General features: G+C 64.5%; 20 protein-coding genes. 13 read left to right on the top strand and 7 right to left on the bottom strand.

Annotation, left to right across the window (positions count from 1 at the left end):
• The first annotated feature begins 31 nt into the window (after positions 1 to 31).
• From Q7I88_RS08145 to Q7I88_RS08100, 10 genes are read left to right on the top strand one after another with little or no spacing between them, the layout of a single operon-like run.
• Positions 32 to 616, top strand: coding sequence for a flagellar basal body-associated FliL family protein (locus tag Q7I88_RS08145; protein WP_305098542.1), 585 nt, complete (start codon positions 32 to 34; stop codon positions 614 to 616).
• Positions 613 to 1,515, top strand: a complete 903-nt coding sequence (locus tag Q7I88_RS08140) for a flagellar motor switch protein FliM (RefSeq protein WP_305098541.1) — start codon at positions 613 to 615, stop codon at positions 1,513 to 1,515. Before Q7I88_RS08145 ends, Q7I88_RS08140 begins: the two co-directional genes overlap by 4 nt.
• The gene (gene fliN, locus Q7I88_RS08135; protein ID WP_305098540.1) at positions 1,512 to 1,835 is read left to right on the top strand and encodes a flagellar motor switch protein FliN; all 324 of its coding nucleotides are present in this window, start codon (positions 1,512 to 1,514) and stop codon (positions 1,833 to 1,835) included. Before Q7I88_RS08140 ends, fliN begins: the two co-directional genes overlap by 4 nt.
• Positions 1,835 to 2,113: a flagellar biosynthetic protein FliO gene (locus Q7I88_RS08130; RefSeq protein ID WP_305098539.1), complete on the top strand. Its 279-nt coding sequence runs from the start codon at positions 1,835 to 1,837 to the stop codon at positions 2,111 to 2,113. The genes fliN and Q7I88_RS08130 overlap by 1 nt, the downstream gene beginning before the upstream one ends.
• Positions 2,110 to 2,865, top strand: a complete 756-nt coding sequence (gene fliP / locus Q7I88_RS08125; RefSeq protein ID WP_439648376.1) for a flagellar type III secretion system pore protein FliP — start codon at positions 2,110 to 2,112, stop codon at positions 2,863 to 2,865. Before Q7I88_RS08130 ends, fliP begins: the two co-directional genes overlap by 4 nt.
• A gap of 5 nt (positions 2,866 to 2,870) precedes the next feature.
• Entirely contained in the window at positions 2,871 to 3,143 is a 273-nt protein-coding gene (locus Q7I88_RS08120; protein ID WP_305098538.1) for a flagellar biosynthetic protein FliQ, read from the top strand.
• Complete coding sequence (fliR, locus tag Q7I88_RS08115) at positions 3,140 to 3,925, top strand: flagellar biosynthetic protein FliR (RefSeq protein ID WP_305098537.1); 786 nt, start codon at positions 3,140 to 3,142, stop codon at positions 3,923 to 3,925. The genes Q7I88_RS08120 and fliR overlap by 4 nt, the downstream gene beginning before the upstream one ends.
• Positions 3,922 to 5,046, top strand: a complete 1,125-nt coding sequence (locus Q7I88_RS08110) for an EscU/YscU/HrcU family type III secretion system export apparatus switch protein (protein WP_305098536.1) — start codon at positions 3,922 to 3,924, stop codon at positions 5,044 to 5,046. Before fliR ends, Q7I88_RS08110 begins: the two co-directional genes overlap by 4 nt.
• Before the next feature lie 30 nt (positions 5,047 to 5,076).
• Entirely contained in the window at positions 5,077 to 6,498 is a 1,422-nt protein-coding gene (gene fliD, locus Q7I88_RS08105) for a flagellar filament capping protein FliD (protein WP_305098535.1), read from the top strand.
• 1 nt (position 6,499) lies between these two features.
• Positions 6,500 to 6,883: a flagellar protein FliS gene (locus Q7I88_RS08100; protein ID WP_305098534.1), complete on the top strand. Its 384-nt coding sequence runs from the start codon at positions 6,500 to 6,502 to the stop codon at positions 6,881 to 6,883.
• Between the two features lie 127 nt (positions 6,884 to 7,010).
• On the opposite strand, the gene Q7I88_RS08095 is transcribed toward Q7I88_RS08100, so the two are convergent.
• The 5 genes from Q7I88_RS08095 to Q7I88_RS08075 all read right to left on the bottom strand — a co-directional run bounded on the left by Q7I88_RS08095 (position 7,011) and on the right by Q7I88_RS08075 (position 14,768).
• Positions 7,011 to 8,141, bottom strand: a complete 1,131-nt coding sequence (locus Q7I88_RS08095) for a GGDEF domain-containing protein (RefSeq protein ID WP_305098533.1) — start codon at positions 8,139 to 8,141, stop codon at positions 7,011 to 7,013.
• A 102-nt stretch (positions 8,142 to 8,243) separates the two neighbouring features.
• On the bottom strand, positions 8,244 to 9,731 hold the full coding sequence (locus Q7I88_RS08090) for a tryptophan halogenase family protein (RefSeq protein WP_305098532.1): 1,488 nt from the start codon (positions 9,729 to 9,731) through the stop codon (positions 8,244 to 8,246).
• Between the two features lie 16 nt (positions 9,732 to 9,747).
• Positions 9,748 to 10,779: a cupin-like domain-containing protein gene (locus Q7I88_RS08085; RefSeq protein ID WP_305098531.1), complete on the bottom strand. Its 1,032-nt coding sequence runs from the start codon at positions 10,777 to 10,779 to the stop codon at positions 9,748 to 9,750.
• Entirely contained in the window at positions 10,776 to 11,492 is a 717-nt protein-coding gene (locus Q7I88_RS08080) for a SapC family protein (RefSeq protein WP_305098530.1), read from the bottom strand. Before Q7I88_RS08080 ends, Q7I88_RS08085 begins: the two co-directional genes overlap by 4 nt.
• A 135-nt stretch (positions 11,493 to 11,627) precedes the next feature.
• Entirely contained in the window at positions 11,628 to 14,768 is a 3,141-nt protein-coding gene (locus Q7I88_RS08075) for a TonB-dependent receptor (protein WP_305098529.1), read from the bottom strand.
• A gap of 447 nt (positions 14,769 to 15,215) precedes the next feature.
• Between Q7I88_RS08075 and Q7I88_RS08070 the strand changes: the two genes are divergently transcribed.
• The 3 genes from Q7I88_RS08070 to Q7I88_RS08060 all read left to right on the top strand — a co-directional run bounded on the left by Q7I88_RS08070 (position 15,216) and on the right by Q7I88_RS08060 (position 20,077).
• Positions 15,216 to 16,391, top strand: a complete 1,176-nt coding sequence (locus Q7I88_RS08070) for a helix-turn-helix transcriptional regulator (RefSeq protein WP_305098527.1) — start codon at positions 15,216 to 15,218, stop codon at positions 16,389 to 16,391.
• Between the two features lie 73 nt (positions 16,392 to 16,464).
• On the top strand, positions 16,465 to 17,706 hold the full coding sequence (locus Q7I88_RS08065) for a serine hydrolase domain-containing protein (RefSeq protein WP_305098526.1): 1,242 nt from the start codon (positions 16,465 to 16,467) through the stop codon (positions 17,704 to 17,706).
• 88 nt (positions 17,707 to 17,794) lie between these two features.
• Positions 17,795 to 20,077 (top strand): TonB-dependent receptor, encoded by a 2,283-nt coding sequence (locus tag Q7I88_RS08060; protein WP_305098525.1) that lies wholly within the window; start codon positions 17,795 to 17,797, stop codon positions 20,075 to 20,077.
• Between the two features lie 99 nt (positions 20,078 to 20,176).
• Here the strand turns inward: Q7I88_RS08060 and cobA are convergent, their stop codons facing one another.
• Positions 20,177 to 20,998, bottom strand: coding sequence for a uroporphyrinogen-III C-methyltransferase (gene cobA, locus Q7I88_RS08055; RefSeq protein ID WP_305098524.1), 822 nt, complete (start codon positions 20,996 to 20,998; stop codon positions 20,177 to 20,179).
• On the bottom strand, positions 20,995 to 23,568 hold the full coding sequence (locus Q7I88_RS08050) for a nitrate reductase (RefSeq protein WP_305098523.1): 2,574 nt from the start codon (positions 23,566 to 23,568) through the stop codon (positions 20,995 to 20,997). The genes cobA and Q7I88_RS08050 overlap by 4 nt, the downstream gene beginning before the upstream one ends.

Below are 23,568 nucleotides of genomic sequence, written 5' to 3'. Positions count from 1 at the left end.
AACACCAGCAAGCAAGTTCAAGGAATCAAGCGTGACCAATAAGAAGGACAAGTCGGCCGAACCCAAGAAGGGCAAAGGCATCGTCAAGATGTTGCTCATCGGGGTGCTACTCGCCGGCGCCGGGGGCGGGACCGTCTTCGCCCTGATGGCGGCCGGAATAATCGGCGATCATCCAGCCAAGGCGAAGGAGAGCGGACCTCAGCTCGTTCTGAAGGGCGAGGAAGACCCGTATGCACCGCCTGCGCCCAAGGGGCACGAGGAAACCCCCGAGTTGGTCCACGGCGAGGGCGGGAACAAGTACCGTGTCGCCTACTACCGGTTTGCCGACGATTTCACGTCAAACCTCAAGGACACTGACGCTCTGGTCCAGGTAAGTCTTGCCGCTTCGACGCGTCGCGACGGCCGCGTGTTGATGTGGCTGGACGAGCACCAGCTTGCGATCCGCTCGCGCATTCTCGTCGCTCTGGCCGACACGCCCGAAGAGGAAGTCTACACGCCCGAAGGCAAGGCGCGGCTCCAGAAGCGCCTGACGGCCGCGGTCAACGACGTCCTCACCGAGCAAGAAGGCTTCGGCGGCGTCGACAACGTCTACTTCCGAACCTTTATCGTTCAATGATCCACCAGGACCTCCCTCGCCCCGCGCAGCGCGCGGCGGCCCATTGCGACGCCTTGTTCAAGCGCGCCGTCGCGCCCGCGGAGTTCGCTGACGACTTCGCGCGGCTCGGCGAACGGCTCGCCATGGACCTGCGGCGGGCCCTCGCGGCCGCATGCAACGATCCGGCGGTACGGCTTCGTTCACTCGGCGCCGGAACGCTGGCTGCCGGCGAACTTGCCGACTTGTGCGGGTCGCTCGCGGCCAACAGCCTGCACAGCTTCGGAAAGTGTGAGGATCGCCTGCTGCTCTCGCTCGAAGGCCGCGGACTGCTGGAACAGATCGACCGAGCTTTCGGCGGGACCGGCGACATCGGAGACAAGCTGCCGGCCGAGTTGCCGCTTTCTGCCGGTCTCCTGGCTCAACGCATTCACACACAAGCTGCCGCGGCTCTTGCCGAGCAGCTCGGAATCGAGATCCGCACGACCCCGCAGGCTACGAACGCGGCGCAGGTTACGCCCTTTGCCACCGGCGCGGAAATTGCCGTTCTGCGGCTGGAGGTCAGCGGCAGCGAAGGCCGCCCGTGGCTGTTCGCCATCGCAGTCGAAACCGGCGCGCTCCCGCTGCTGCTTCCCCGTCGGCCTTCGTCGCCCGCCCAAAAGTCCGAAGGCCGGCGGCCTGGCATCGGCGAAGCACCATTTGCCGACCTGCCGCTAACCGCCGGGGCCACGCTCGTCGACATGAGCATTCCGCTTCATCGCCTCGCCGCGCTCGAACCGGGCACGGTGCTGCCGATCATGGTGGCGCGAAACGTTCCGCTGCAGATCGGCGAAATATGCGTCGCGCGCGGCAGCATCGGCGAAGTCGACGAGCAAGTCGCCCTCCAGATCACCCAGACATTTTCCCGGAAGGATTCCCAATGACCATTGCCGCCAACGGATTCGGCCTCATTCAGGACATCGACGTCCGCCTGACAGTCGAACTCGGCCGCACGCAAATGCGGCTTCGCGAAGTTCTCGAACTGACCGAGGACAGTGTCGTCATGCTCGACCGGCTGACCGACGAGCCGCTCGACGTGATGGTCAATGGCAAGTTGATCGCCAAGGGCGAAGTGATTGCCGAGGGCAACCGGTTTGGTCTGCGAATCCTCGAACTCGCCGGCGACAGCCGCCCGAGCGCGCCGCTCGAAAGGCGGGCAGCGCCCATCGAAGTGACCAGCGTGGAAACCGGGGTTCCCGCCTGATGCTCTGGTACGTCGTCAAGCTGCTGGTCTTGCTGCCGCTGATCGGCGCGATGATCTGGGGCAGTCTCAAGCTCGCCCAGCGCATGCAGGGCCGCCTCGGCGCGCCGCAACGCGGGACCAAGGCAGTGCGGATCGTTGAGACGACCATGCTGTCGCCGACGATGCGGCTCGCGGTGCTCGAGTTCCACGGGCGCGAGATCCTGGTGTCGACCTCGCGCCATGGACTGACTCGTCTTGCCGAAGCCCCCGCCCGCCCGCTCACGGAGGACGCCGCGTGAAACGCCTCGTCGCGACCGCTGCCGCGCTGGCAGCGCTGCTCACCCCTGTCGCCGCGCAAGCACAGAACGCCGTGCCCGGCGCGCTCGACCGCGCGCTGGGCAGTCTCGGCGGTGCCGGCGGCGAGCCGCTGAGTCTTTCGCTGCAGCTGCTCCTGGTGATGGGGCTGCTGACGATCCTGCCGGCCCTGATCCTGATGATGACGAGCTTCACCCGGATTATCGTCGTGCTCGCGATCCTCAGGCAGGCGCTCGGCCTGCAACAGTCGCCGCCGAACCAGGTTCTGATCGGATTGTCGCTGTTCCTCTCGCTGTTCGTCATGGCGCCCACTCTCGAACGGGTGAACGACACCGCGATTGCGCCCTACTCGGCAGGACAGATCGATGCCGAGCAAGCGATCTCCGCAGCGGGCGATCAGTTCCATGCCTTCATGATTCGCCAGACGCGCGAGCACGACTTGGCGATGTTTGCCGAAATCGCCGACGCGCCGGCCTTCACGTCGGCCAAGGCCGTGCCGTTCTCCATCCTCTTGCCAGCATTCGTGACGAGCGAACTCAAGACGGCCTTCCAGATCGGCTTCATGCTGTTCCTGCCCTTCCTGGTGATCGACCTCGTCGTCGCCAGCGTGCTGATGAGTCTCGGCATGATGATGATGAGCCCGATGATCGTCTCATTGCCGTTCAAGCTCTTGCTCTTCGTACTCGTTGACGGATGGGCGCTCTTGATGGGCTCCCTCGCCGCGAGCTTCGGATAAACGTCGTGGACGATCTTCCCGTTCTTCTCTCGCTCGCGGACCGCATGCTGTGGACCACCGCGCTGGTTGCCGCGCCGATCCTGCTCGCCAGCCTCGCAGTCGGGCTCGTGGTCGGGCTCGTCCAGGCGGCGACTTCGGTCAATGAACAGACGCTCACCTTCGTCCCGAAACTGGCTGCAATCGCGTTGGTGCTGGTGCTGTTCGGTGCCTCGATGATGGCGCTAGTGAGCGACTTCATGCAGGAGATATTCCTGGAGATCGCCAGGATCGGCCGGTGATCGCGCTCGACTTCGGCCTTGGCGGGATCGAACAGGATTTCTGGCGGGTCGTTTTCCTGATGACCCGCATCGGTGCGGCGCTGTTTGCGGCTCCCTTCTTCGGCGCCGCTTCGGTGCCGGTCACGGTCCGCGTCAGCATGACCGGCGCGCTCGCGATCTTCGTCGCCGTCTGGCAGCCCGGCATCGCGGCGCCGCCCGCGCTGTTCTCGGCGGCTGGATTGCTGGCCGTCGCCGGTGAGGTGCTGGTCGGTCTCGCGCATGGCTTCGTCCTCCAAATAGCTTTCGCCGCGCCAACGCTCGCGGCCGAACTGATTGGCGGTGGGATGGGAATGAGCATGGCAGTCGCGGCCGATCCGAACGGCGGAGGACAAACCACCGCCTACGGCCAGTATTTCACGATCGTGTTGACGCTCATCTTCCTCGCGCTCGGCGCTCACCTGCAATGGATCGCCCTGCTGTCGGAAAGCTACCGCACCTTTCCGCCCGGCGAGACCTGGCTCGGTGCCGAGCGCTTCGAGCTCATCGCTTCATTCGCCGGGACGATGTTCGAAACCGCGGTTCGCATCGCGTTGCCGGTTACGCTCGTTCTGCTGCTGGTGCAGGTTCTGACCGGCGTACTCAGCCGGTCCGCTCCCTCGCTCAACCTGTTCGCCCTCGGTTTGCCCGCTGGGGTGCTCGCCGGAATCGCCGCCCTCATCATAGCCGCGCCGCTCCTGTTCGACCAGTTCAGCGATCTGGTCGCGCTTTCGCTGGGCCAGGCCGAGAGCGTCGTACTGCGATGAGCGAGGGCGGCGAAAAGACCTTCGCGCCGACGGAGAAGCGCAAGCGCGACGCGGCCCGCAAAGGCGACGTCCTACGCTCCCGCGAGCTGACTACGGCTGCGGCCATCCTGTTCAGCGCCGCGTGGTTTGCCTTTGCCGGCCCTTGGCTGCTGGGCGAACTCAGCCGGGTCTTGCACGAGGGACTCGTGTTCGATCGCCGCGACATGCTCGACTTTCAACCCGGGCGAATGCTTCTTGCCGGCCTGCTCACCGCGCTGCCCCCGATTTTGACCATCGCCGCGCCGATGATCGCGCTGGCGTTGATAACCCAGCTCGGCATCGGCGACGGACGCTGGGTTGGCGAAAACCTCGCCTTCAAGGGTTCGCGGATCAACCCGCTGTCCGGGCTGAAGCGGATGTTCGGGCCGACCGGCTGGATCGAGATGGGCAAGGGTTTGCTCAAGGTCGCCCTGCTGGGCGCAATCGCCTTCGTCTGGGGCCGCAGTTGGCTCGACACGATCGCAGGAATGGGCAGCGGCAACCTTTCGCAGCAACTGACCGCCGGCTGGGGGGCACTGACCTCGCTCCTGTTTGCACTGTCGGGCGGGCTGGTGCTCATCGCTCTCGTCGACGCGCCGATTCAGTGGGCGCGGCGCAATCAGCGGCTCAAGATGAGCCATCAGGAGATGCGCGACGAGAACAAGGAATCCGAAGGTTCTCCGGAAGCCCGCGCCCATCGCCGGCAGCGTCAACGCGAGATCGCCGCAGGAGGTGTCGCGCACGCGATGCGCGAAGCACAGTTCGTGCTGACCAACCCCACCCACTTCGCTGTTGCGATGGTCTACGATCCGGAGAAGGCCGGCGCGCCGCTGGTCCTCGCCAAGGGCCGGGGCGACAAGGCTCAGGCGATGAAGGATCTCGCGCGCGAATACGGCGTTCCGATGCTCGAATATCCGCAGCTTGCCCGCTCGGTCTATTTCACCACGCGCGAAGGCCAGACGATCCGCGAAGAACTCTACGCCGCAATCGCCGCCGTCCTCGCATTCGTGCTGTCGCTGAAGCGCGGCGAGGCTCGCCCGAACCCGATCATCGAAGTCCCGGTCGAGCTGCGCTTCGATGCCGACGGCCGGCTCGCCTCTTAAGCGACGGTCGCAGGGGCCGTTCTCTCACTCATGACCGATACCTCATCCATCGTGTCCGCCCTCGGGGCCGGAAGCGGGATCGATATGACCGCGCTGGCGACGAACCTCGCCACCGCCCAGTTCCAGCAGCGTACCGAGCGCCTGACCGCCAAGAGCGAAACGCTCGAGCGGCAGATTTCCGCGGCCTCGTCGCTGAAGAGCTCCCTGTCGCTGCTCGCCAGCGCTCTGGGCGACCGCGTGCGCTCGGGCGACCTCGCGGTCACCCCGCAGATCGCGAGCGCCTCGGTGGCTACGGTTTCCAGCCCTCTCGGCACGAGCGGCTCGGGAAGCTACAGTCTCGAAGTCCTGGCGCTCGCGAAGACACAGACGCTGACGACGCCGGCCTTCGCCGACGCGACGACCGCCGTCGGCGCCGGGTCGCTGACGTTCCGCTTCGGTTCGACGAGCGGATCGTCCTTTACCGAAGACGCCGCGCACGCCGCCGTCACGGTCAACATCGCCAGCGGATCGAACCTCACCGACATCGCCAGCGCGATCAACGCCCAGAAGGCCGGTGTCAGCGCCTATGTCGCGCAAACCCCGCAAGGCGCACAACTGGTCCTCAAAGGCCCCGAGGGTGCGCAGAACGGCTTCGTGGTTGAAGCAACCGAGGCAGCCGGCGAGCCTGGCCTCGCAGCTCTGGCCTGGAACCCTACAGCCGGCGGCGATCCGGCCCGCCTTCTTTCGACTTCGGCCGATGCACAGTTCAAGCTCGATGGCTTGGCCATGTCGAGCGCCAGCAACACGACCGGCACAGTCGCCCCCGGCCTGTCACTGAAGCTGACCGGCACCAACGTCGGTGTGCCGACGACGATCAGCTTCTCCAATCCGGTCAAGAACATCTCGAGCGCGATGCAGGATCTTGTGAGCGCGCTGAACGAGGTGACGGGCGATCTGCGCAGCGCGACCGATCCGGTGAGCGGCGACTTGTCGCGCGATCCCGGCGCGCGCGCGTTGAAGCGCACCTTCTCGGAGCTGGGCGGCACGGTCGTAATGCCCAACGCAGCCGCCGATGCCCCGCGCACCTTGTCGGACCTGGGGCTGGCCATCGAGCGCGATGGGAGCTTTCGTCTCGACACGGCGCGGCTGCAGGCCACGCTCGATCGCGATCCCGCCGGGGCCGCGGCGATGTTCACCGCCGGTCTCTATGGCGTCTACGCCACGTTCGATAAGATTTCCCGCGCGGCGTCGAGCACCGGCGATCCGGGCTCGATCGCCGGCTCGATCGCACGGTACCAGAAGCAATCGGCCCAGGTCAGCGAGGACACCAGCAAGCTCGCCGACCAGCAGGAGCGCCTGCGCGCCAATCTCGTTTCCCGCTTCGCCAAGGCCGATACCCGTATCAGCGCATCGCAATCGACGCTGTCGTTTCTGAAATCGCAGATCGACGCCTGGAACTCGCAGAAGAACTAGAATGCTGACCCTGACCGATCCCAACGAAGCCTATCGCCGCAGTCATTTCGACGCCCGGGTTCAGGGCAGCGACGCGGCCGCGCTGGTGCACTTGTGCCTCGAGCAGGCGATGGCCGGTCTCGGCGGCGCGCTGCTCGCTCACCAGCGCGCCGATCCTGCAGCGCGAAGCAAGGGCCTCACCCGCGCGCTGACGGCAATTACCGCGTTGGAGATGGGGGTCGATCGCTCCGCTCCGCTTGCCGGCTCGCTGTTGCAGATCTACGGCGCCGCGCGGAAGGCTGTGCTCGACAGCGTCACGAACTTCGATCCCGCCGCGCTCGAAACCGTTCGCCAAGACTTCGGCGAGATCGACGCCGGGCTTCGCGCGGCGCGGCAAGCGGCCTGAGCCGAAAGCCCATTCCGCTTCGGCGTCCCGCTCCGGCCGGATTGCGATACGCGCCGTCCCACATTCCCGGGCTTCGCCCCCGACCGAACTGCGACGGATCGGTTCCTACCGAACCGCTCGGGTCTGGCTACTGTGCAGAATCGCTGTGCCGGCGCTGCCACTTTTGTGCCGCGATCACTCGATTGCGGCCCTGGTCCTTGGCTTGCAGCAGCGCCTCGTCTGCCGCTCTCAGCGCGTCCTGCGCGGCCGGATAGGCAAACGCATCGGCCACCCCGGCGGAAAAACTGATCTGCCCGATCGGCTCACCCGTCTCGCGGTTCACGAGCCGGCGTGCCGCAAGCCTTGCGCGGACCTTGTCGAGCTTTTCGACCGCCTCGGGCACGGTCGCGCCGCGAAAGAGCATCACGAATTCCTCGCCGCCATGGCGAGCCACGTGGCAATTCTTGTCGGAAATCGTGTTGAGCGCTCTGGCGATGAACTTGAGACTGCGGTCGCCCGCCTCGTGACCGTGGCGGTCGTTGACCAGCTTGAAGTGATCGACATCGCAGAAGGCGACGCACAACCGGTCATGAGCCGCCTTCGCTTCGGCGTACTGCCGCTGCAACTCTGCGTCGAAGGCCCGGCGATTGGGAAGGCCGGTGAGATGGTCCCGCTCGGCGTCGCGCTTTGCGCGCGAGAGTCGCCGCCGGAGGGCCTTTGCCTCGCGCTCGCTCTCCTCGAGCTTGGCTTCGGCGCTGCGCGCGCGATCGGCCATCTCCCGGGCGATCGAGGCGAGACCGGACGCGGCGTCGCCGAGATCCAGCTTGTGCAATTCGGACGCGTGACGATCGAGCTGGGCCCCGTAGTCGCTGGTGGCGCTTCGCGCCGCGCTTGCGCTGCGCGCAAAGACCTTCAGCGAGCGGTCGAGTTCCTCGGTCAGACGACGCGGTGCATCCTCGTCGGGCTGGTCTGCCGGATCGGCGCAAACCGAACGGAGCCAAGACTGGCTGATCCCCTCCGCGGAGGCCCGCCGCTCTGCCACCCGCCGTCCCAGGCTTGGCGAATTGCCGGACAATGCGTTGTAGGCGGCACTCAGGTTTTCCGGGTTCACGGCGAGATCGTTCTCGAGGAGAAAGTCGCTTATGGCGGAGAGCAGTTCGCGGCGCGCCTGGCGCGCAAGACGGCCGACGTCAGGCGTTGGCGCGTCGCCTCTCCGGTCATCGCCGGAAGCGCGTTTGGTGCTGCCTCGCAGCCAGCGCAAGGCCAATTCCGCCGCCACTGCAATCCTTCCTCGCCGTAGGTTTGTCTATTGAACGGTCTGGCAGCACCAATTTTAAGGGATTGCAACGCCTTGTGAACCCATTCCGGCGGACAACCGCTCTTACCCGCTCGGATGGCCGCAAAAACGGTCGAGAAACGTCTGGTGCTGCGGCAACCTGGCGACCGCGGCGTCGATGTTGGCGGCTATGTTCGCGAGCGCGGCGCTCAGCTGCTCGGGGCGCATCAACCGGCCCATCGCGTGATGGCCCCGCGGCGAGAGCCGCTGGCCGAGCATGACCTGCACCCACGAATCGGTCCGAAACAGTTCGTCCGCCGCTTGGTAGGCATGGCCCGCATCGCGAAAGAGTGCGAGGCGTTCGGCGAGCGTGTCGGGAATGTCCATCGTTCGGCACTCGCGCCAGAATTCCTCGTCCCGCTCGTTCAGGTGGTAATGCAGGACGATGAAATCGCGAATGGACTCGAGTTCGCGCCGCGACACCTCGTTGTAGCGCGAGATGAGAGCCTCGCTGATGCCGCCGAAAGGAAAGAGCTGCATCAATCGTGTGACGGCAATCATAATCAGGTGGATGCTGGTGGACTCGAGCGGCTCGACGAAACCGCTGGCAAGTCCGATGGCGATGCAATTGCGGTTCCACGCCTTGCGGCGGGTTCCGGCGCGGAAACGAATCAGCCGCGGATCGGTGAGCATCGCCCCCTCGATTTGTCGGGCGAGCTGCGCGTGCGCTTCGTCGTCGGACAGATACCGGCTACAGAATACGAGCCCATTGCCGACCCGCTTCTGCAACGGGATCTGCCATTGCCAGCCTGCAGGACGAGCGATGGCGCGGGTATAGGGCCGCGCCGGGCCCGTCGCCTCGGTCTGGACCGCAAGGGCGCTGTCGGTTGGCAGCCAGTGCGTCCAGTCCTCGTAGCCCGTCGCCAAGGCTTCTTCGATCAGCAGCCCGCGAAAGCCCGTGCAATCGATGAACAGGTCGCCCGCCACGCGTTCGGCGGATTCGAGCACCAGCGCTTCGATGAACCCGGTGTCCGAGGCCAGATCGACCTGGGCGATCTTGCCTTCGATGCGCCGTACACCCAAGGGCTCGGCGAAGGCCCGCAGGAACCGGCCGTAAGCGCTCGCATCGAGGTGGTAGGCGTAGTTGAGGCGCGAGCCCTTCCCACCTTCGAATTTCCCCGCCTCCGCAGCCTGGAGCTCGAGGCAATAGTCCCCGAACTCTCCCGCGAGGCCTTGCTCGCGTGCCTGCAACCAGACGTGGTGGAAATCGGCCAGCCAGGTCGATTGACCGGTCACGCCGAAGGCGTGGAAGTAGCGGTCCCCGATCTTCGCCCAGTCCTCGAAAGCGATGCCGAGCTTGAAGCTGGCCTGGGTCGCGCAAACGAAGCTTCGTTCGTCGATACCGAGCAACTCGTGGAAGCGCCGGGCGGTGGGAATGGTCGATTCCCCAACGCCGACGGTTCCGATCGCGTCGGATTCGACGAGACTGATCTCGAGCAACGAGCCGAGGTTCTTGGCCAGCGCCGCGGCGACGGTCCAACCCGCAGTGCCGCCACCCGCGATCACGACCCGCTTCACAGCCTGCCCGTCCATTCCCCCTCCAGTCTCTTCACCGGTTGAGCCGATTGAGCACTTGCGCGCGCAGTCGGCGGGCGCTTTTTTCATCCAAGGGCGCGAGGCTGCCCCTGGCGTGCTCGGGCAAGTGGGAACCGGCTCGTTCCGGATCCCCGAAAACATAGAACTCGAACAGGGCCTGCCATGCGCGCTTTTCGGTCTCGGGCCTGTCGCGCAGGCTGAGCAGCGCGTGAAGCAGCGTGGTGTGCGGCGTGTCGAGGTATTCCGGCGTCGGATTCCACCAATAGTTGATCATCACGTTGAAGGCGTCGAGCGCCTCCACCTGGTGCCACCAGAGCGCAGGGTAGAACAGCACGTCGCCCGGCTCCATCTCGGCGATCTGCGCCGCCGCCAACGCCTCGCGGAAACGCGGATAACGGTCGAAATCCGGCGCGCGGAAATCGACCATGGTCACGACCTGCCCGGCCGGCGTCGGCTCGAGCGGGCCCGGATAGAGGTTGGCGACCTGGTCGGGCGGGAACAGCGTGAACCGGCGCCGCCCGACCATGCAGCAGGCGAGGTTGTTCGACATATCGTGATGTGCCGCCGCGACCGTGCGGTTGCCGATCCAGATGCTCGCCAACGGCGGCTTATCGGCGAAGGCCGGATGATCGAGGGGGAGATCGTTCTCATCACGCAGCCCCGGCAGAAAGGTATCGAGGTCGGTGGAGCCGATGTAAAACGACGGCGGCGCAGCGTCTTGCATGTGTTCGACGATCGTGTCGAGAAACGCGCCGAGCGAAATGCGGCCTGCTGTGAAGTTGAGCCCGGTCACTTCGGCATCGTAATGGAAGCGGCCGCCGATTTCAGGCGGACCGGTGAAAGCGGTAACCGGCCGCTCGTTGGTAAATCGTTTAAGGTAATCGGCAGCCTGTGCGGCACCCTCGCCGCCCCGCCTGACGAGAGGCCAGTCGCGCGCCGCGCCCTCGAGCACGACGGGTTCCTGCGCCGCGATCAGTTCGTCGAACGGGATCGCCTCGGCCGCAATTCCCGCCAGGCGCCGGACAGGTGGCGCATCGAGGCTCACGCGGGGGCGTCTTGCTGCTGGCTCTTGCGATCGGCCAGGCGTTGCACGTTTCCGAGCGAGGCGGCGATCATGAAAGCGCTTTGCAGGAAGCCCTCCTTGTGCAAGTCCGCCAACTCCTTCGAATCCAGTGCTGCAAGCCGCTCGCGATCGATCGTAAACGCCTCCGGCACGCGGTAAACCTCGGTCTCGCCGACCCGCACATCGAGGTTAACCGGCCGGAGCAAGTCGGCGCGCTCGAACGCCGCGTTCATCGGATCGAGCAAGTGATGGCCGATGTAGATGATGCGCAAGACGCCGGCGATCCGCTCGAGATATGGCGAATTCCCGCCCTGCGGCAGGAAGATCGGCGTGCCTTCGCTGCGCGAAACCCGGGGATGTTCGGGGTCGATGTGGATCATCGGCTCGCCCTCGGCATCGGCGGGCGCGGCGATGCTGAAAGGTCCGCGCTGGAGCAGCGCAGGGACGTAGCCCGCCTGCCATCCTCCCGCGCCATCGAGAAACAGGTTTTCGTCGCGCGACAAGCCGAGCAACGCGACTGGCCGCAGCGGGCCCTCGGCGCTCCTGCGCAGCACGATCGGATATTCGCGCTGCACGTTTTCGAATTCGGTCGGGAAGACCAGGACCTGATTGACCGCGTCACCGAACTCGGGCCCGTGACGGGTGACGACGTTGAGGTCGCCGTGGTCGACGTTGTTCAGCAGGACGTGGGTCATTGGTTCTGGCCGCCTGGCCAATTCGCTCCTCGCATGACGTGATTATGAGCCATGCGGACCTCGGGCTCAATGCCCCGAGACTGAGGGCCGCTGCGGACAGCGGCCCTCCCCCCATGGACATGCACTACGCTCTCGTCAGAACCGGAAGCGCGCTCCGGCGAAAATCCGCGGACTGAGTTCCTGCGCGAACCAGAGCTGATTGTCGTCGCGGCCGTAAGACCTGACCGGCTCCCCGAGGATGTTGATCGCTTCGAGCGATACGGCGATGTTGTCGGTCAAGTCGTAGCTGACATGCGCATCGAGCGTTCCGAATGGCTCGAAAAACACCGGGCTTCGCCCGCCGCCGCGGTTTACCGCCGAGAGGAACTTGTCCCGCCAGTTGTAAGCTACGCGGAAGGATATGGGTCCGCGCTCGTAGATGCCTGTGACGTTGAAGCTGTCAGCCAGACCGACCAGCGCGTAAACGTTGGTACCCGGATCCGACAGGATATCGACATTGACGTCGCCATAAACCTTGGTGAACGAGCCCGAAACGCCGAAGCCCGTCGTTCCGAAGAAATACTGGCCCTGCAACTCGAAGCCATGGATATTGCCTTCGCGGTTGTTGATCGGCGTCTGGACCTGGAAGTCGAACAGCGGATCGTCGGCATTGGCGATCACGTCGCGGGCCGCGAGCACGGTATCGACGAAAGCCTGATCGAGCTGGCCGTTGGCGCCCAGGTGAGACTGGAATTCTGCCGAAGCCGCCGCAACGTCGCCCCCGTGGGCGTCGATCAGCGCCGTCATCGTGAAGAGGCTCACGTCGCTCAACACGGCGCCCAGCGAGTCGATTTCGTCGAGCGCGTCGCCCGAGCGTGTGCCAGCGGCGCCCGAACTCGGATCACGCAGGCCGAATAGCGCCTGGTCGACTTGCCCGACGCCCACGAAGTTTTTGACCTTCTTGTAGAAAAATCCGCCGGATACGTAGCTCGTCGGCGCGAAGTACCACTCGAGCGAGATATCGAAGTTGTCCGAGATCAGCGGCAGGAGGTCCGGATTTCCCTGGTTGCCGCTCGTCACGCCCCCCAAAGCGGTCGGGCGGTTCGGAGCGCCGGCCGATTGGGAAGCGAACAGGTTGCCGTAGTCGGCGCGGGCGATGGTCTTGCTGTACGACACGCGGGCAACGACGTCGTCCATCGGTTCGATCTGGAAATCGACCGAAGGCAGAAGGTTATTGTACTCCCCTTTGCGGCTGATCTCGGCAACGTCGGATCCGATCACTCGCGTGAAGTCGTTGTCCGAGTCCCACTCGATCCGCACCGGCTGCGCGACCCGCGAGAAAGCCGTGACCTTGGTGTTCTCGTAACGAACCCCGGCGACCAGACCCGCCGGGCGGCCCATCATCGTCCCCTTCCAGGTCAGCTGAGCGTAAGCGGCCCAGATCTTTTCGCCGACACGGTCGTAGTCGTCGCCAGTGACGTTGATCGGATTGCCGAGGTTCGCGTAATACGGCGCAAAGGCCTGGTAGAGGTCGACCGCATTGCCGCGGAACGCAACGTCCGCGTCGGTGACCGAATAGTGGTCGAACTGACAGGCTAGACAGAATTCGTGGACCAGGTCGCCGGCGACCGCCTGGACGTCTCCGACGTTATTGATGCCCCAGTCGCCCAGCGTTTGCTGCGTCTGGGTACGGGCGCTTGTCATCCTCGAATCGATGTAGCTGGTGCCGACGTCGAAGCGGCTACCGCCGCCGAAGTCCCAACCGAGGTTTGCGCTCAGTTGGTCGAGCCGATGCCGTTGGCTCGACGCATTGGTCCGCTGGACCTGCGTGCCGAGATCGCCGATATCGAGAACGCCGTTGTTGTTGCCGCGATCGTCGGCCGTGCCGAGAATGCCGTCGGTTCCCGCGCCGCCGTCGTTCAAGGTCCACATTTGATGCGGAACGGGACCAGAGAAGTCTACCGAATGCGCATCGACCACAGGCGCGCCGAAGCCCACCAAAGTCGAGCTCGCGCCATTGGCCGCGTCCGGGGTCGAGTTCGAGACCGAGTGATTGCCATCGAGCGTCAGTTGGAAGCTCGAGCCGAGATCCCATTCGGCATTCAGGCCGTACGACTGCAGTTCGGTCTTGGTCGCGCGGTATTGCTGCTCGAAGCCGATATCCTTCGTGCCGTAACCAGCGCCTTCGTCGATGTAGATGGCGGTGGGCACTGCGTCGGTGTCGTCGAAGGTGATGTGGTCGAACGGACGGTTGAACCAGTTGGTCTGGTCGTTGCGCGCTTCGTGAATCCTGTTCTGCGCAAACAGCGCGTCGGCAGTGAACGTAAGGCTGTCGACCGGACGAAATTGCATGGTGGCCGAAGCGTTGATCCGCTTACGTTCGGATTCGGAATAGTGATAGCGACTGTCGTTGGGCACTGCCACCAAGGTGCTCGGGTCCGACGGCGCGCCCGACACCTGTGTCGAGGGTCCCCGCCCCGGAAATGACGAGAACGGCGTGATATTCCAGTCGTTCGAAGTGGCGCTGGCCGCAGCGCTCTGACGCTCTTGATAGGCGCCGAACAACGACACGCCGAAGGTGTTGTCGAGATCGGTCCAGGTCACGATGCCCGACAAGTCAGGATCGACGTGGAACTTGTCGTTGCTCAGGTCATAGAGCGCCTTGGCGCCCAAGCTGCCGCGCAAGCCGTCGCCGGCGATGTCGAGCGGACGCTGGGTGACGATGTTGATCGAGGCGCCGATGCCGCCGGAGGGAATGGCCGCACGACCGGTCTTGTAGACCTCCAGCCGGCTGACACCTTCCGATGCCAGATTGTCGAAGTCGAACGAGCGGCTGGTCGCTCGGGAGAAGTCGACCGACTGGTCACCGCCCACCGCGTTGACGAACGACGTGGCGATCTGGCGCCCATTGACGGTTACGAGATTGAACTGCGGCCCGAATCCACGGACCGTGACCTGCGATCCTTCGCCATTGACCCGGTTGATCGAAACGCCGGGAACGCGTTGCAGCGATTCGGCGAGATTGGTGTCAGGGAACTTGCCGATATCTTCCGCCGAGATCGCATCGACGACGCCGCTCGACTCGCGCTTTATGTCCATCGCACGTTCGAGGCTGGCGCGAATGCCCGTGACGACAATTTCGTTTTCAGTGCCCGAGTCGGCATCGCTGTCCTGCGCCAGCGCCGGCGGCGCAAGGACGCTTGTCGCAAGAACCGACACACCGGCCGCCAGCGTGGCCCGCAAGAATCGCCTTCCCCTACGTTCGACCGAAATAGTGCGCGCGTTCAGATCGCTCATTTCACCTCTCCCCAAGTCCCAAGCGGCTTCGCCGTTGGCGACCGCCTTTTAACCGCTATTGTTCGTATGGTAGCGCTACCATTTGTGGGGTAGCGCTACCACGCGGTGTGTCTCGCTACCATAGCGCGGTCTATTGTCAAGGCGTCACTCGCAGGGATTCTGTCCATTTGGAGGCTCGATGCCCGTCAAGGTAGCGTTATCACAAACCGATGGCGGTGGATCGGGAGACTTCTCCACGCGACCCATTCGCCGCAGACGCTCGCTCGATCCACAGCGTGGTCCGCTTCCGCTTTCGGAGGGAAAGCCGCTATCTGACGTCGTTGGCCAGCGGCCGATTTCCTCCCCGGTCGGACACCCTGCGCCCGCGAGGCTTGCGTCGCGGTCAAGAGCCGCTAGCGTCGTCTCTCAAGATGCGCCGAAGAGCGCTCGCGCAAAAATGGAGAGGCGATGCAGGGACTCGATTCCGATCTGCTACTGGACTTGTACAGTTGCGCGCACGAACCCGAGCGGTGGGGGCGCGTCATGGATCGCCTGTGCCAGCGAATGGGTGTAGGTTCCTCGGTAGTGCAAATCCTGCAGCCGAAAGGCGCGGTGATGGTGCCCGTGTGGAGTGCCCGCGATTCCGCCTCGATGCGCGCAGCCGCGTTGCACGATCGCTTCGTCAACAACAGCTCAAACCCTCGCTTCGAAATGAAGTCCCACGCCAGACTCGCCCCCTCCCGGCTAATCCGGGACGGCGATTGGTTCGAGCCGGGATGTCCACGCTACACCGAACTCCGCCAAAAGCTCGGCAATGCGGGACTCGGACAATCGATCGCCTTCGGTCTCAAATGCGGTGACGATGGCGTGTTTTCGATGATCCTCCATCGAAGCGCGCAAGACGACCGCGATTTCGATTCGGAGCAAGAGCAGTTCCTGCTCGAACTCGGCCCTCACCTGGAGAAGACCCTCGAGCTCAGCCAACGGGTGGAGAGCCAGACGAACCGTACCGCGGGATTGGAAAGCCTGCTCGAAGCGCTCCGCGCAGGAGCGCTGATCTGCCGCGCCGATCGCACGATTGCATGGTGGAATGCCTCTGCCGAACGCATCGTGCAGCAATCCGCCCATCTGGTCCTGCAGGACGGAATCCTTCGTGCGCGTCGCCACGTAGAGGACCGAATGTTGCAGGATCTCGTGTGTCGCGGTGCAGAATCGGCGGCCCCGGGCGGCGTTTTGGTTCTCGGCTCGGGTCAGCCGGACGAGGTTCAAATCCTTGCGCTCCCCCCTTCCGCGTTTGCGAGTGGGCCACTCACGCCGAGCGAGACGGCGGGTCAGATCGGGCTCATCCTGGCGCGGCCGCACGATGCCCCTGTCCTCGGCGCGGATGACGTCGCCCGACTCTTCGGCCTGACCGCCGCCGAAGCGCGGGTCGCGGCCGCGCTGTGCGCGGGCAGCAGCGTCAAGGATTATGCCGTAAGCCGCGGGCTTGCCGAAGGAAGCGCGAGAAACCAACTCAAGCAGGCGTTGGCAAAGACCGGCGCAGGACGGCAGTCCGATCTTGTCCGCACGTTGTGCACGTCGGTCCTCGGCTGGGCCAACAAGCCGGTGCATCCCGTGGGGCCGAGCAGAGGCCGGCGCCACTAGGCTTATACCATTTGGGACTTACGGCCCCGCGGGTCGGCCCGATAAAGCCCCTCCCCTGGGAGGACGTAAACTCATGTCTTACAAGAAGTTGAGCAGCTTGCTTTTCCGCACGCCCGTTTATGCACTGGCGCTGTCTTCGGTATGCGCATCCGCGCAGCAAGTCCTGCCGCCGCAACTCGCGCAAGGTCCCCGTTCCGATGTGCCGATCGCGGTGCAGGAGTTGCGCTGGCACATGAACGATGCGGATATCAACAGCCTCACTTTCCGCAGCATGGACTCGCTGTTCACCACGCGCAGCGTTCCGCGTTCGGGTCCGGTCTGGCAGCTCCAGCGCAGCGATCATCCGCTCGATTTCACGTACACCTACGAAGGCGAGACTTACACGCCTGACCAATTCCTCGACCGGACCTACACGAATGCGCTTCTCGTCATGAAAAACGGCCGGATCGTCTACGAGAATTATCGCAACAACAGCGACGAGCGCACCCGCTTCATCGGCTGGTCTATGACCAAATCCTTCACGTCGGCGCTGGTCGGCATTGCCCTATCCGAAGGACGCATCAAGTCGATCGACGATCCGATCGACGCTTACCTGCCCGAACTCAAGGGGGGAGGATACGAAGGCGTCACCATCCGCCAGATCATGCAGATGCGCTCGGGCGTGGATTACGAGGAACGCTACGATTTCGCCAATCCGGGCGTTGCCGCGAGCAATCACATCGCGGCGCTGGTCAAGAACGTCGCCCGCTTTGCCGACCCGGCGAGGACCATCAAGCGCATCCACAAACCAGGCGAGGTCTTCCAGTACAAGACTCTCGACACCGCAGTGCTCGGCTGGCTGCTCGAACGGGTCAGCGGCGGGAGCACGCTATCCGCCTATATGGCGCAGCGTCTTTGGGAGCCGCTTGGAGCCGAAAGCGACGGCTTCTTCATCATGGATGGCCCGCCGGGGGTGGGCCGCGAATTCAACGGCGCAGGTTTCAATGCCACGCTGCGCGATTTCGCCCGCTTCGGTCTGATGATGATGAACGGCGGCCGGGCCAACGGTCACCAGATCGTGCCGGCCGACTGGGTCGCCCTGTCCACGCGGCCGACGGAAGCCGTGCCCAAAGGCCAGATGGGCTACGGGCTGCAATGGTGGGATCTCGATAACGGCGCCTACTCGGCGATCGGGCTCCAGGGACAATACATTTACATCGACCCGAAGACGAAAACGCTGGTCGTCAAGCTGAGCTACTTCCCGCCGGCGGAACAGGACGCTTCCGAAGAGACCGCGGCCTTCCTCAAGGCTGCATCGACCTGGACCCCGCAATAGGAAACGCTGAAAAAGCTCTATTTTCCTGGGCTTCGGCTCAGAACCATACAACGCCCACCGACGCGGCGGGGTAACGAGAGGAATTCACATGTCGCAGTCCAAAACCGGCTCCATCTTCCGGGCGCGCGGCCCGCTTCGAGTCCGCCCTGCCCTCGCCCTTCAGCTGTCGACCGCAGCTTTCGCGGTCGGCCTCGGATTCACCGCGCCCGCGTCGGCCCAGTCGCAGACCGACACTGCGCGCGCCGACAGCGACAGGGTCCCGCCCGAAATTATCGTCACGGCGGAACGCCGCGAAGAGAATCTACAGGATATCCCGATCGCCGCGACTGCCCTGTCGGGCGACAATCTCGACGCGAAGGCCGTCGAGAACCTTGCCGATCTGCAATACGCCGCCCCTTCGGTTTCGATTACGGACCAGGGCTTGACCCAGTCCGTCAACATTCGCGGGATCGGCATCGCCAGCGGCTCCCCGGCGGTCGCAAACGGGGTCGCAACCTACATCGATGGGGTCTTTCAGCCGCCGATCGTCACGTCCTCCAGCTTTTACGACTTGGCCAACATCGAGGTTCTGCGCGGGCCGCAGGGAACCCTGGTCGGGTCCAACTCGACCGGCGGGGCAATCTTCATCAACACCGTCAACCCGAGCACGGACCGGGTCAAAGGCTACGCCAAGGCGCACTACGGCAGCTACGACGCGGTAGGGATGGAAGGGGCGGTCAATCTGCCCTTGAGCAACACGCTGGCGGTTCGCATCTCCGGGATCAGCAACTGGCGCGACAGCTACTTCACGGACCTTGGGCCCTTTCATAATCGGCCCGACAGGCTTGACGAGCAGGCCGGGCGGCTCGGCGTGATGTGGCAACCCGGCGCCTTCCGCGCGCTGGGCAAGGTGGAATGGGTCGACAAGCAAACAGGCGGCTACGCCTATCGCCCCATCGAGGGCACGGCGTTCGAAAATGCGCGCACCAACGACATTCGCGAGTTGACCTACAACGCGCCGACCAAGAACCACGAGCGGGCTCTCAACTCGAGCCTTGAGCTCCGCTACGAAACCGACAGCGGGATCGTCTTCCGCTCCCTTACGGGCTATACCAACAAGCGGATCAACAACCTCTACGACAGCGATGGCGCTTTCGCCCCGTCGGCAACCGATCCGGCAGCCAGCTTCACCCAGACCGAAGACCAGTTCGTACGCGAGCGCGAACTTACAGAGGAAATCAACATCATCTCGCCGACCGACGGGGATTTCAACTGGATCGTCGGCGGCTATTACCAGAAGAACAAGATCGACGTCGCGATCCGCAACCGCAGCGGGGACATCGTCGGCGACCCGACCGACATCGCGATCTTCAACGACAAGCTCACGCTCGGCGCGTTCGCGCAGGCCGGGTACAAGCTCCTCCCCTCCCTCGAGCTGCAGGTCGGCGCTCGGTATTCGCACTACAAGGTCGACCAGACGGGCAGCGTGACGATCGGATCGGAAGGCCCGGTTTTCGGGCCTGACGGGTTGCAGGTTGCGAACCTCGTCGGCAGTCACAAGGACGGGCGGGCCACGGGCAAAATCGCGCTCAACTGGTCGGTCGACGACGACAACCTGATCTACGTCTTCGCGGCGCGCGGGTACAAGCCCGGCGGCACCAATAGCGCCACCTCCGATTTCGGCCCGGAAACCGTGTGGGATTACGAACTGGGATGGAAGGGCAACCTGCTCGACAATCATCTGCGCACCCAGTTCGGCGCATTCTACATGAATTACCGGGATTTCCAGTTCGACTCGCTCGAGGCCGCCACGGGGCAAACAGGCGTGGTCAACATCTCCAATGCGACGATCAAGGGTTTCGAACTCCAGGCGCAAGCCTACTTCGGAGGGTTCAGCCTCGACGGCGGTCTGGCCTATGTCGATTCGAGCCTCGACCCGGTGACGATCGTGAACAGCCGTCTGTTGCCGCCGATAGGGCAACTCGGACCGCAATGCCCTGCCGGTACGCCTTCGAGCCCGCCCGCCTGCTTCGATTACGGTCCATTCACCGGTACGGCTGCGGGCGGACCCAACCTGTTCTCGCCCAAATGGTCCTACAACCTTGGCGCACAGTATGAATTTCCGGTCGGCGGCGACGCTACGCTGACGCCGCGATTGAACTACGCCTACCTGGGACCGCGCTGGACGAACCTGTTTTACGATCCCAAGCTCGATTATCTCGCCGGGCGAGGCCTGCTCTCGGCCCAGCTGACCTTCAAAAACCGCGAGTGGGCAGTGGAAGGCTACGCCACCAACCTCACCGACAAGGAATACGTGAGCGGCCAATCGGCCAACAACGAACTATACGGCGCGCCGCGCGAATACGGTGTCCGGGTTTCAGTGAGGTTCTGACATCTGCGATCGTAACAACAGCTGGCGGAGCGGGTGGGATGCATTGTAATCTGCTAAGTTTCTCTTCAACCCGCGCAAGCAGGGAGGGGGTATGCACCATTATTGGAGTACTGGCTTCGCGCTCTCATCTGACGAAGGGATTGCTTGCCGAGCGGCCGATCTCTGGGATTCGACCGGCACATCGACATATTCCTGCCGCATCGATTGTCCGATGAGCAGGATGGCAGGCCCGTTCCCGAGAGCGGTTCTCGCCGCGATTGGCAGAAGATCGAGTCGCGTGTGGAATCGGCGTTCGTTTTCGAGGCTGACGCTTTCGACAAGTGTAACTGGAGTATGGGCAGGCAGGCCGCCCTCGATTAAGCCCGCGGCAACCTCCGCCGCCGCCGCCTTGCCCATGTAAACCGCCAGTGTCGCTTCCGGGTCCGCAAGGGCCGCCCAGTCGAGTGGCGAGGCATGGCCGCTCCGGGTATGTGCCGTTACCAGCGTGAGGCGACGCGCGAGACCGCGGAGGGTCAGCGATGTGCCGAGCGAGGCGGCTGCCGCGCTCGCTGCAGTTATACCCGGGCAGACGTGGACGATGATGCCGTGTGCACGGCAGGCTGCAAGCTCCTCGTTCGCGCGGCCGAAAACCGCTGGATCTCCGCCCTTCAGGCGCACGACTCGTTCCCCTGCGAGAGCCAGCTCGACCAGCAGCGCATCGATCGTTCGCTGATCCTTGGAATGGCGCCCAGCGCGCTTTCCGACCGGGGTCAGCCTGATACCAGCCGGCACGAGGTCGAGCACACCGCGGCCGACGAGCGCGTCGTAGAGCACGACGCTGGCCGCGCAGATCAACTTCTCGGCCTTGCGCGTCAGGAGCTCGGGATCGCCCGGCCCGGCACCGACCAGCCACACTTCGCCCGGAGCAATCAGGTCGTTCATGTCGCCGCTTCCAGGCTTGTCTCGGACTTCCGCTTCAAGAGGCCAGCAATGATCGTCCGGCACGAACCGCAGTTGGTTCCGGCCTGCGTCACGGAACACACCTGCTTCACGGTTGTCGCTCCGTCGTCCAACGACGCCAGGATATCGCTCTCGCACACATCGAAGCAGACGCAGACCAACTTGCCCCGGTCGGCCGGGGGTGCCGACGCCCGGCCGGCGAGCCATTCGACCGCGCTGGCGTCGGGCGCTGGGAATTGGCGGACAATCCACTCGCGGTCGGGAAGGCTGCCCGCCCTCGTGACGTATAGCGCCGCTTCGATTTGCCCGTCGTCCGCGGAGACCACCACACGCAACATGCCGCGACTTCGGTCGCTGGCTTCGTGCCGGAGGCCAGCCGGCAAAAGGGCGTCGACGTCGAGAATGCCGGAGCCGGCGAGTTCGCAAAGCCAGCCGCCCTCGATCTTCGCGCGCGACCAATAGTCCGCGTGGGGACGAACCGGATCGCGCGTGACGAGGAAGGCGCGCCATTCGGGATGAACCGGAGCGATCGAGGCGGCCACGTTCTTGAAAGCCGGCTGGCCGGAATGCGGGTCCACGATCGCTTCGACCAGCAGACCGACGCGTGCCGAACTTGCGGTCTGGTCGCTCCAGTGCATCGGGACAAAGATCTCACCGCGGCGCTGCGCGTCGGAGAGCGCAACGCGGAATGTTGCTTCGCCGGTCGCCGTGACGACTTTTGCCAATCCGCCGTGTTCGACCTGGTAGAGTCCGCCGTCATCGGGATGCACCTCGACCAGCGCCTCGCGGCGGTGCAGCGAGAGTCTCGCGCTCAGGGAGGTGCGGGTCATCGTGTGCCATTGATCGCGGTAGCGACCGCTGTTCAGCCGCAGCGGCCATTGCCGGATCGACTTCTCCTGCGTGGCGGATGAAACGGCAACCAGACGCGCCTTTCCACCCGGAGAGACGAAGCGCTGTTTCAGCGGGTGTCGGTCGCCCCAGCGGAAGGGGGACATCGCAGCGTAATCGAGATCCGTGCATTCGGACCAGGCGGTAAGGTCAAGCAGCTTGCCGTGCTTCCCAGCGAGCGCCGTCATGGCCGCGTATTCGCGGAACACATCGGCTGGCGTCTGGAAAGCGAACGCGCTGCCGAAACCGAGCCTCGCCGCGACCTGGCAGACGATCCGCCAATCGGCCCGAGCGGTGCCGGGGGGCGGAAACAGCGCCCGCTGCCGGCTGATGCAGCGTTCCGAGTTGGTGACGGTGCCGTCCTTTTCGCCCCAACTGAGCGCGGGAAGGCGAATGTCGGCGAGCAGCGCGGTGTCGGTATCGGCGATGACGTCGGACACGACGACGGTCGGGCACTTGCGCAGGGCACGTCGCACGAAGCCGGCATCGGGCATCGAGACCGCCGGATTTGTCGCCACGATCCAGACGAACTTGATGCGCCCGTCGTCGATCGCGCGAAACAGGTCAACCGCCTTCAGTCCGGGGCCCGTGCACAGCGCGGGTGCCCGCCAGAAGCGGCCGATCGAGGCTCGCTCTGCTTCCGAGAATCCCAGGTGGCAGGCCAGCACGTTGGCCAACCCGCCGACCTCGCGGCCGCCCATGGCATTGGGCTGGCCGGTGATGCTGAAGGGCCCCATGCCCGACTGGTTGATCCGGCCAAGCGCGAGGTGGAGGTTGATGATCGCGTTACCCTTGTCGGTCCCGCAAGCCGACTGGTTCGCGCCTTGGCTGAAGACGGTCACCATGCGCGGATGGGTCGCGATCATCGCGGCGAATTCGCGAAAGGTCTCCTGCGGGATGCCCGGATGGTCTTCCAGCTGATCCCAGAAACCCGCCGGCACGGTGCAACGCGCACGCAGATATTTTTCATCGACGAACCCGCTGTGCTTCATCGTCCGCAGCACGGCGTTGAACAGCGCGACATCGCCATCCGGGGCGAGCTGGACGTGCAGGTCCGCCAGCTCAGCGGTCTCGGTCCGGCGCGGATCGATCACCACCAGCTTGGTGCCTCGGCGCTCCCGCGCACGCTCGATCCGTTGCCAAACGATTGGATGGCACCAGGCCGTATTCGATCCGACCAGAAGGATCAGGTCGGCGCAGTCGAGGTCGTCGTAGTTGCACGGGACGATGTCTTCGCCGAAGGCGCGCACGTGCGCGGCCACCGCGCTCGACATGCAAAGCCGGGAGTTGGTGTCGACGTTGGCCGTGCCGATGAAGCCCTTGGCAAGCTTGTTGGCGACGTAATAGTCCTCGGTCAGCAACTGGCCCGAAAGGTAGAACGCCACGCTGTCCGGTCCGTGCTGTTCGATCGTGTTCCTCAGCCGTTCAGCGACCAAATCGAGAGCTTCATTCCACTCGGTTTGGCGCTCGCCGATCATCGGCTTGAGCAACCGGCCCTCGAGACCGACCGTCTCGCCGAGGTAAGTGCCTTTGGAGCACAACTGGCCCCTGTTCGCCGGGTGGTCCGGATCGCCGGCAATGCTGACCGCACGTTCGCCCGTGACCGTGGCCGCGATGCCGCAGCCGACGCCGCAATAGGCGCAGGTGGTCCGGACGGTCTTCAC

The sequence above is a fragment of the Croceibacterium aestuarii genome, from assembly GCF_030657335.1.
Classification (GTDB): domain Bacteria; phylum Pseudomonadota; class Alphaproteobacteria; order Sphingomonadales; family Sphingomonadaceae; genus Croceibacterium_B; species Croceibacterium_B aestuarii.
The sequence above is the reverse complement of the archived record's forward strand: the minus strand, read 5'-3'. Positions and strand labels throughout refer to the sequence as shown.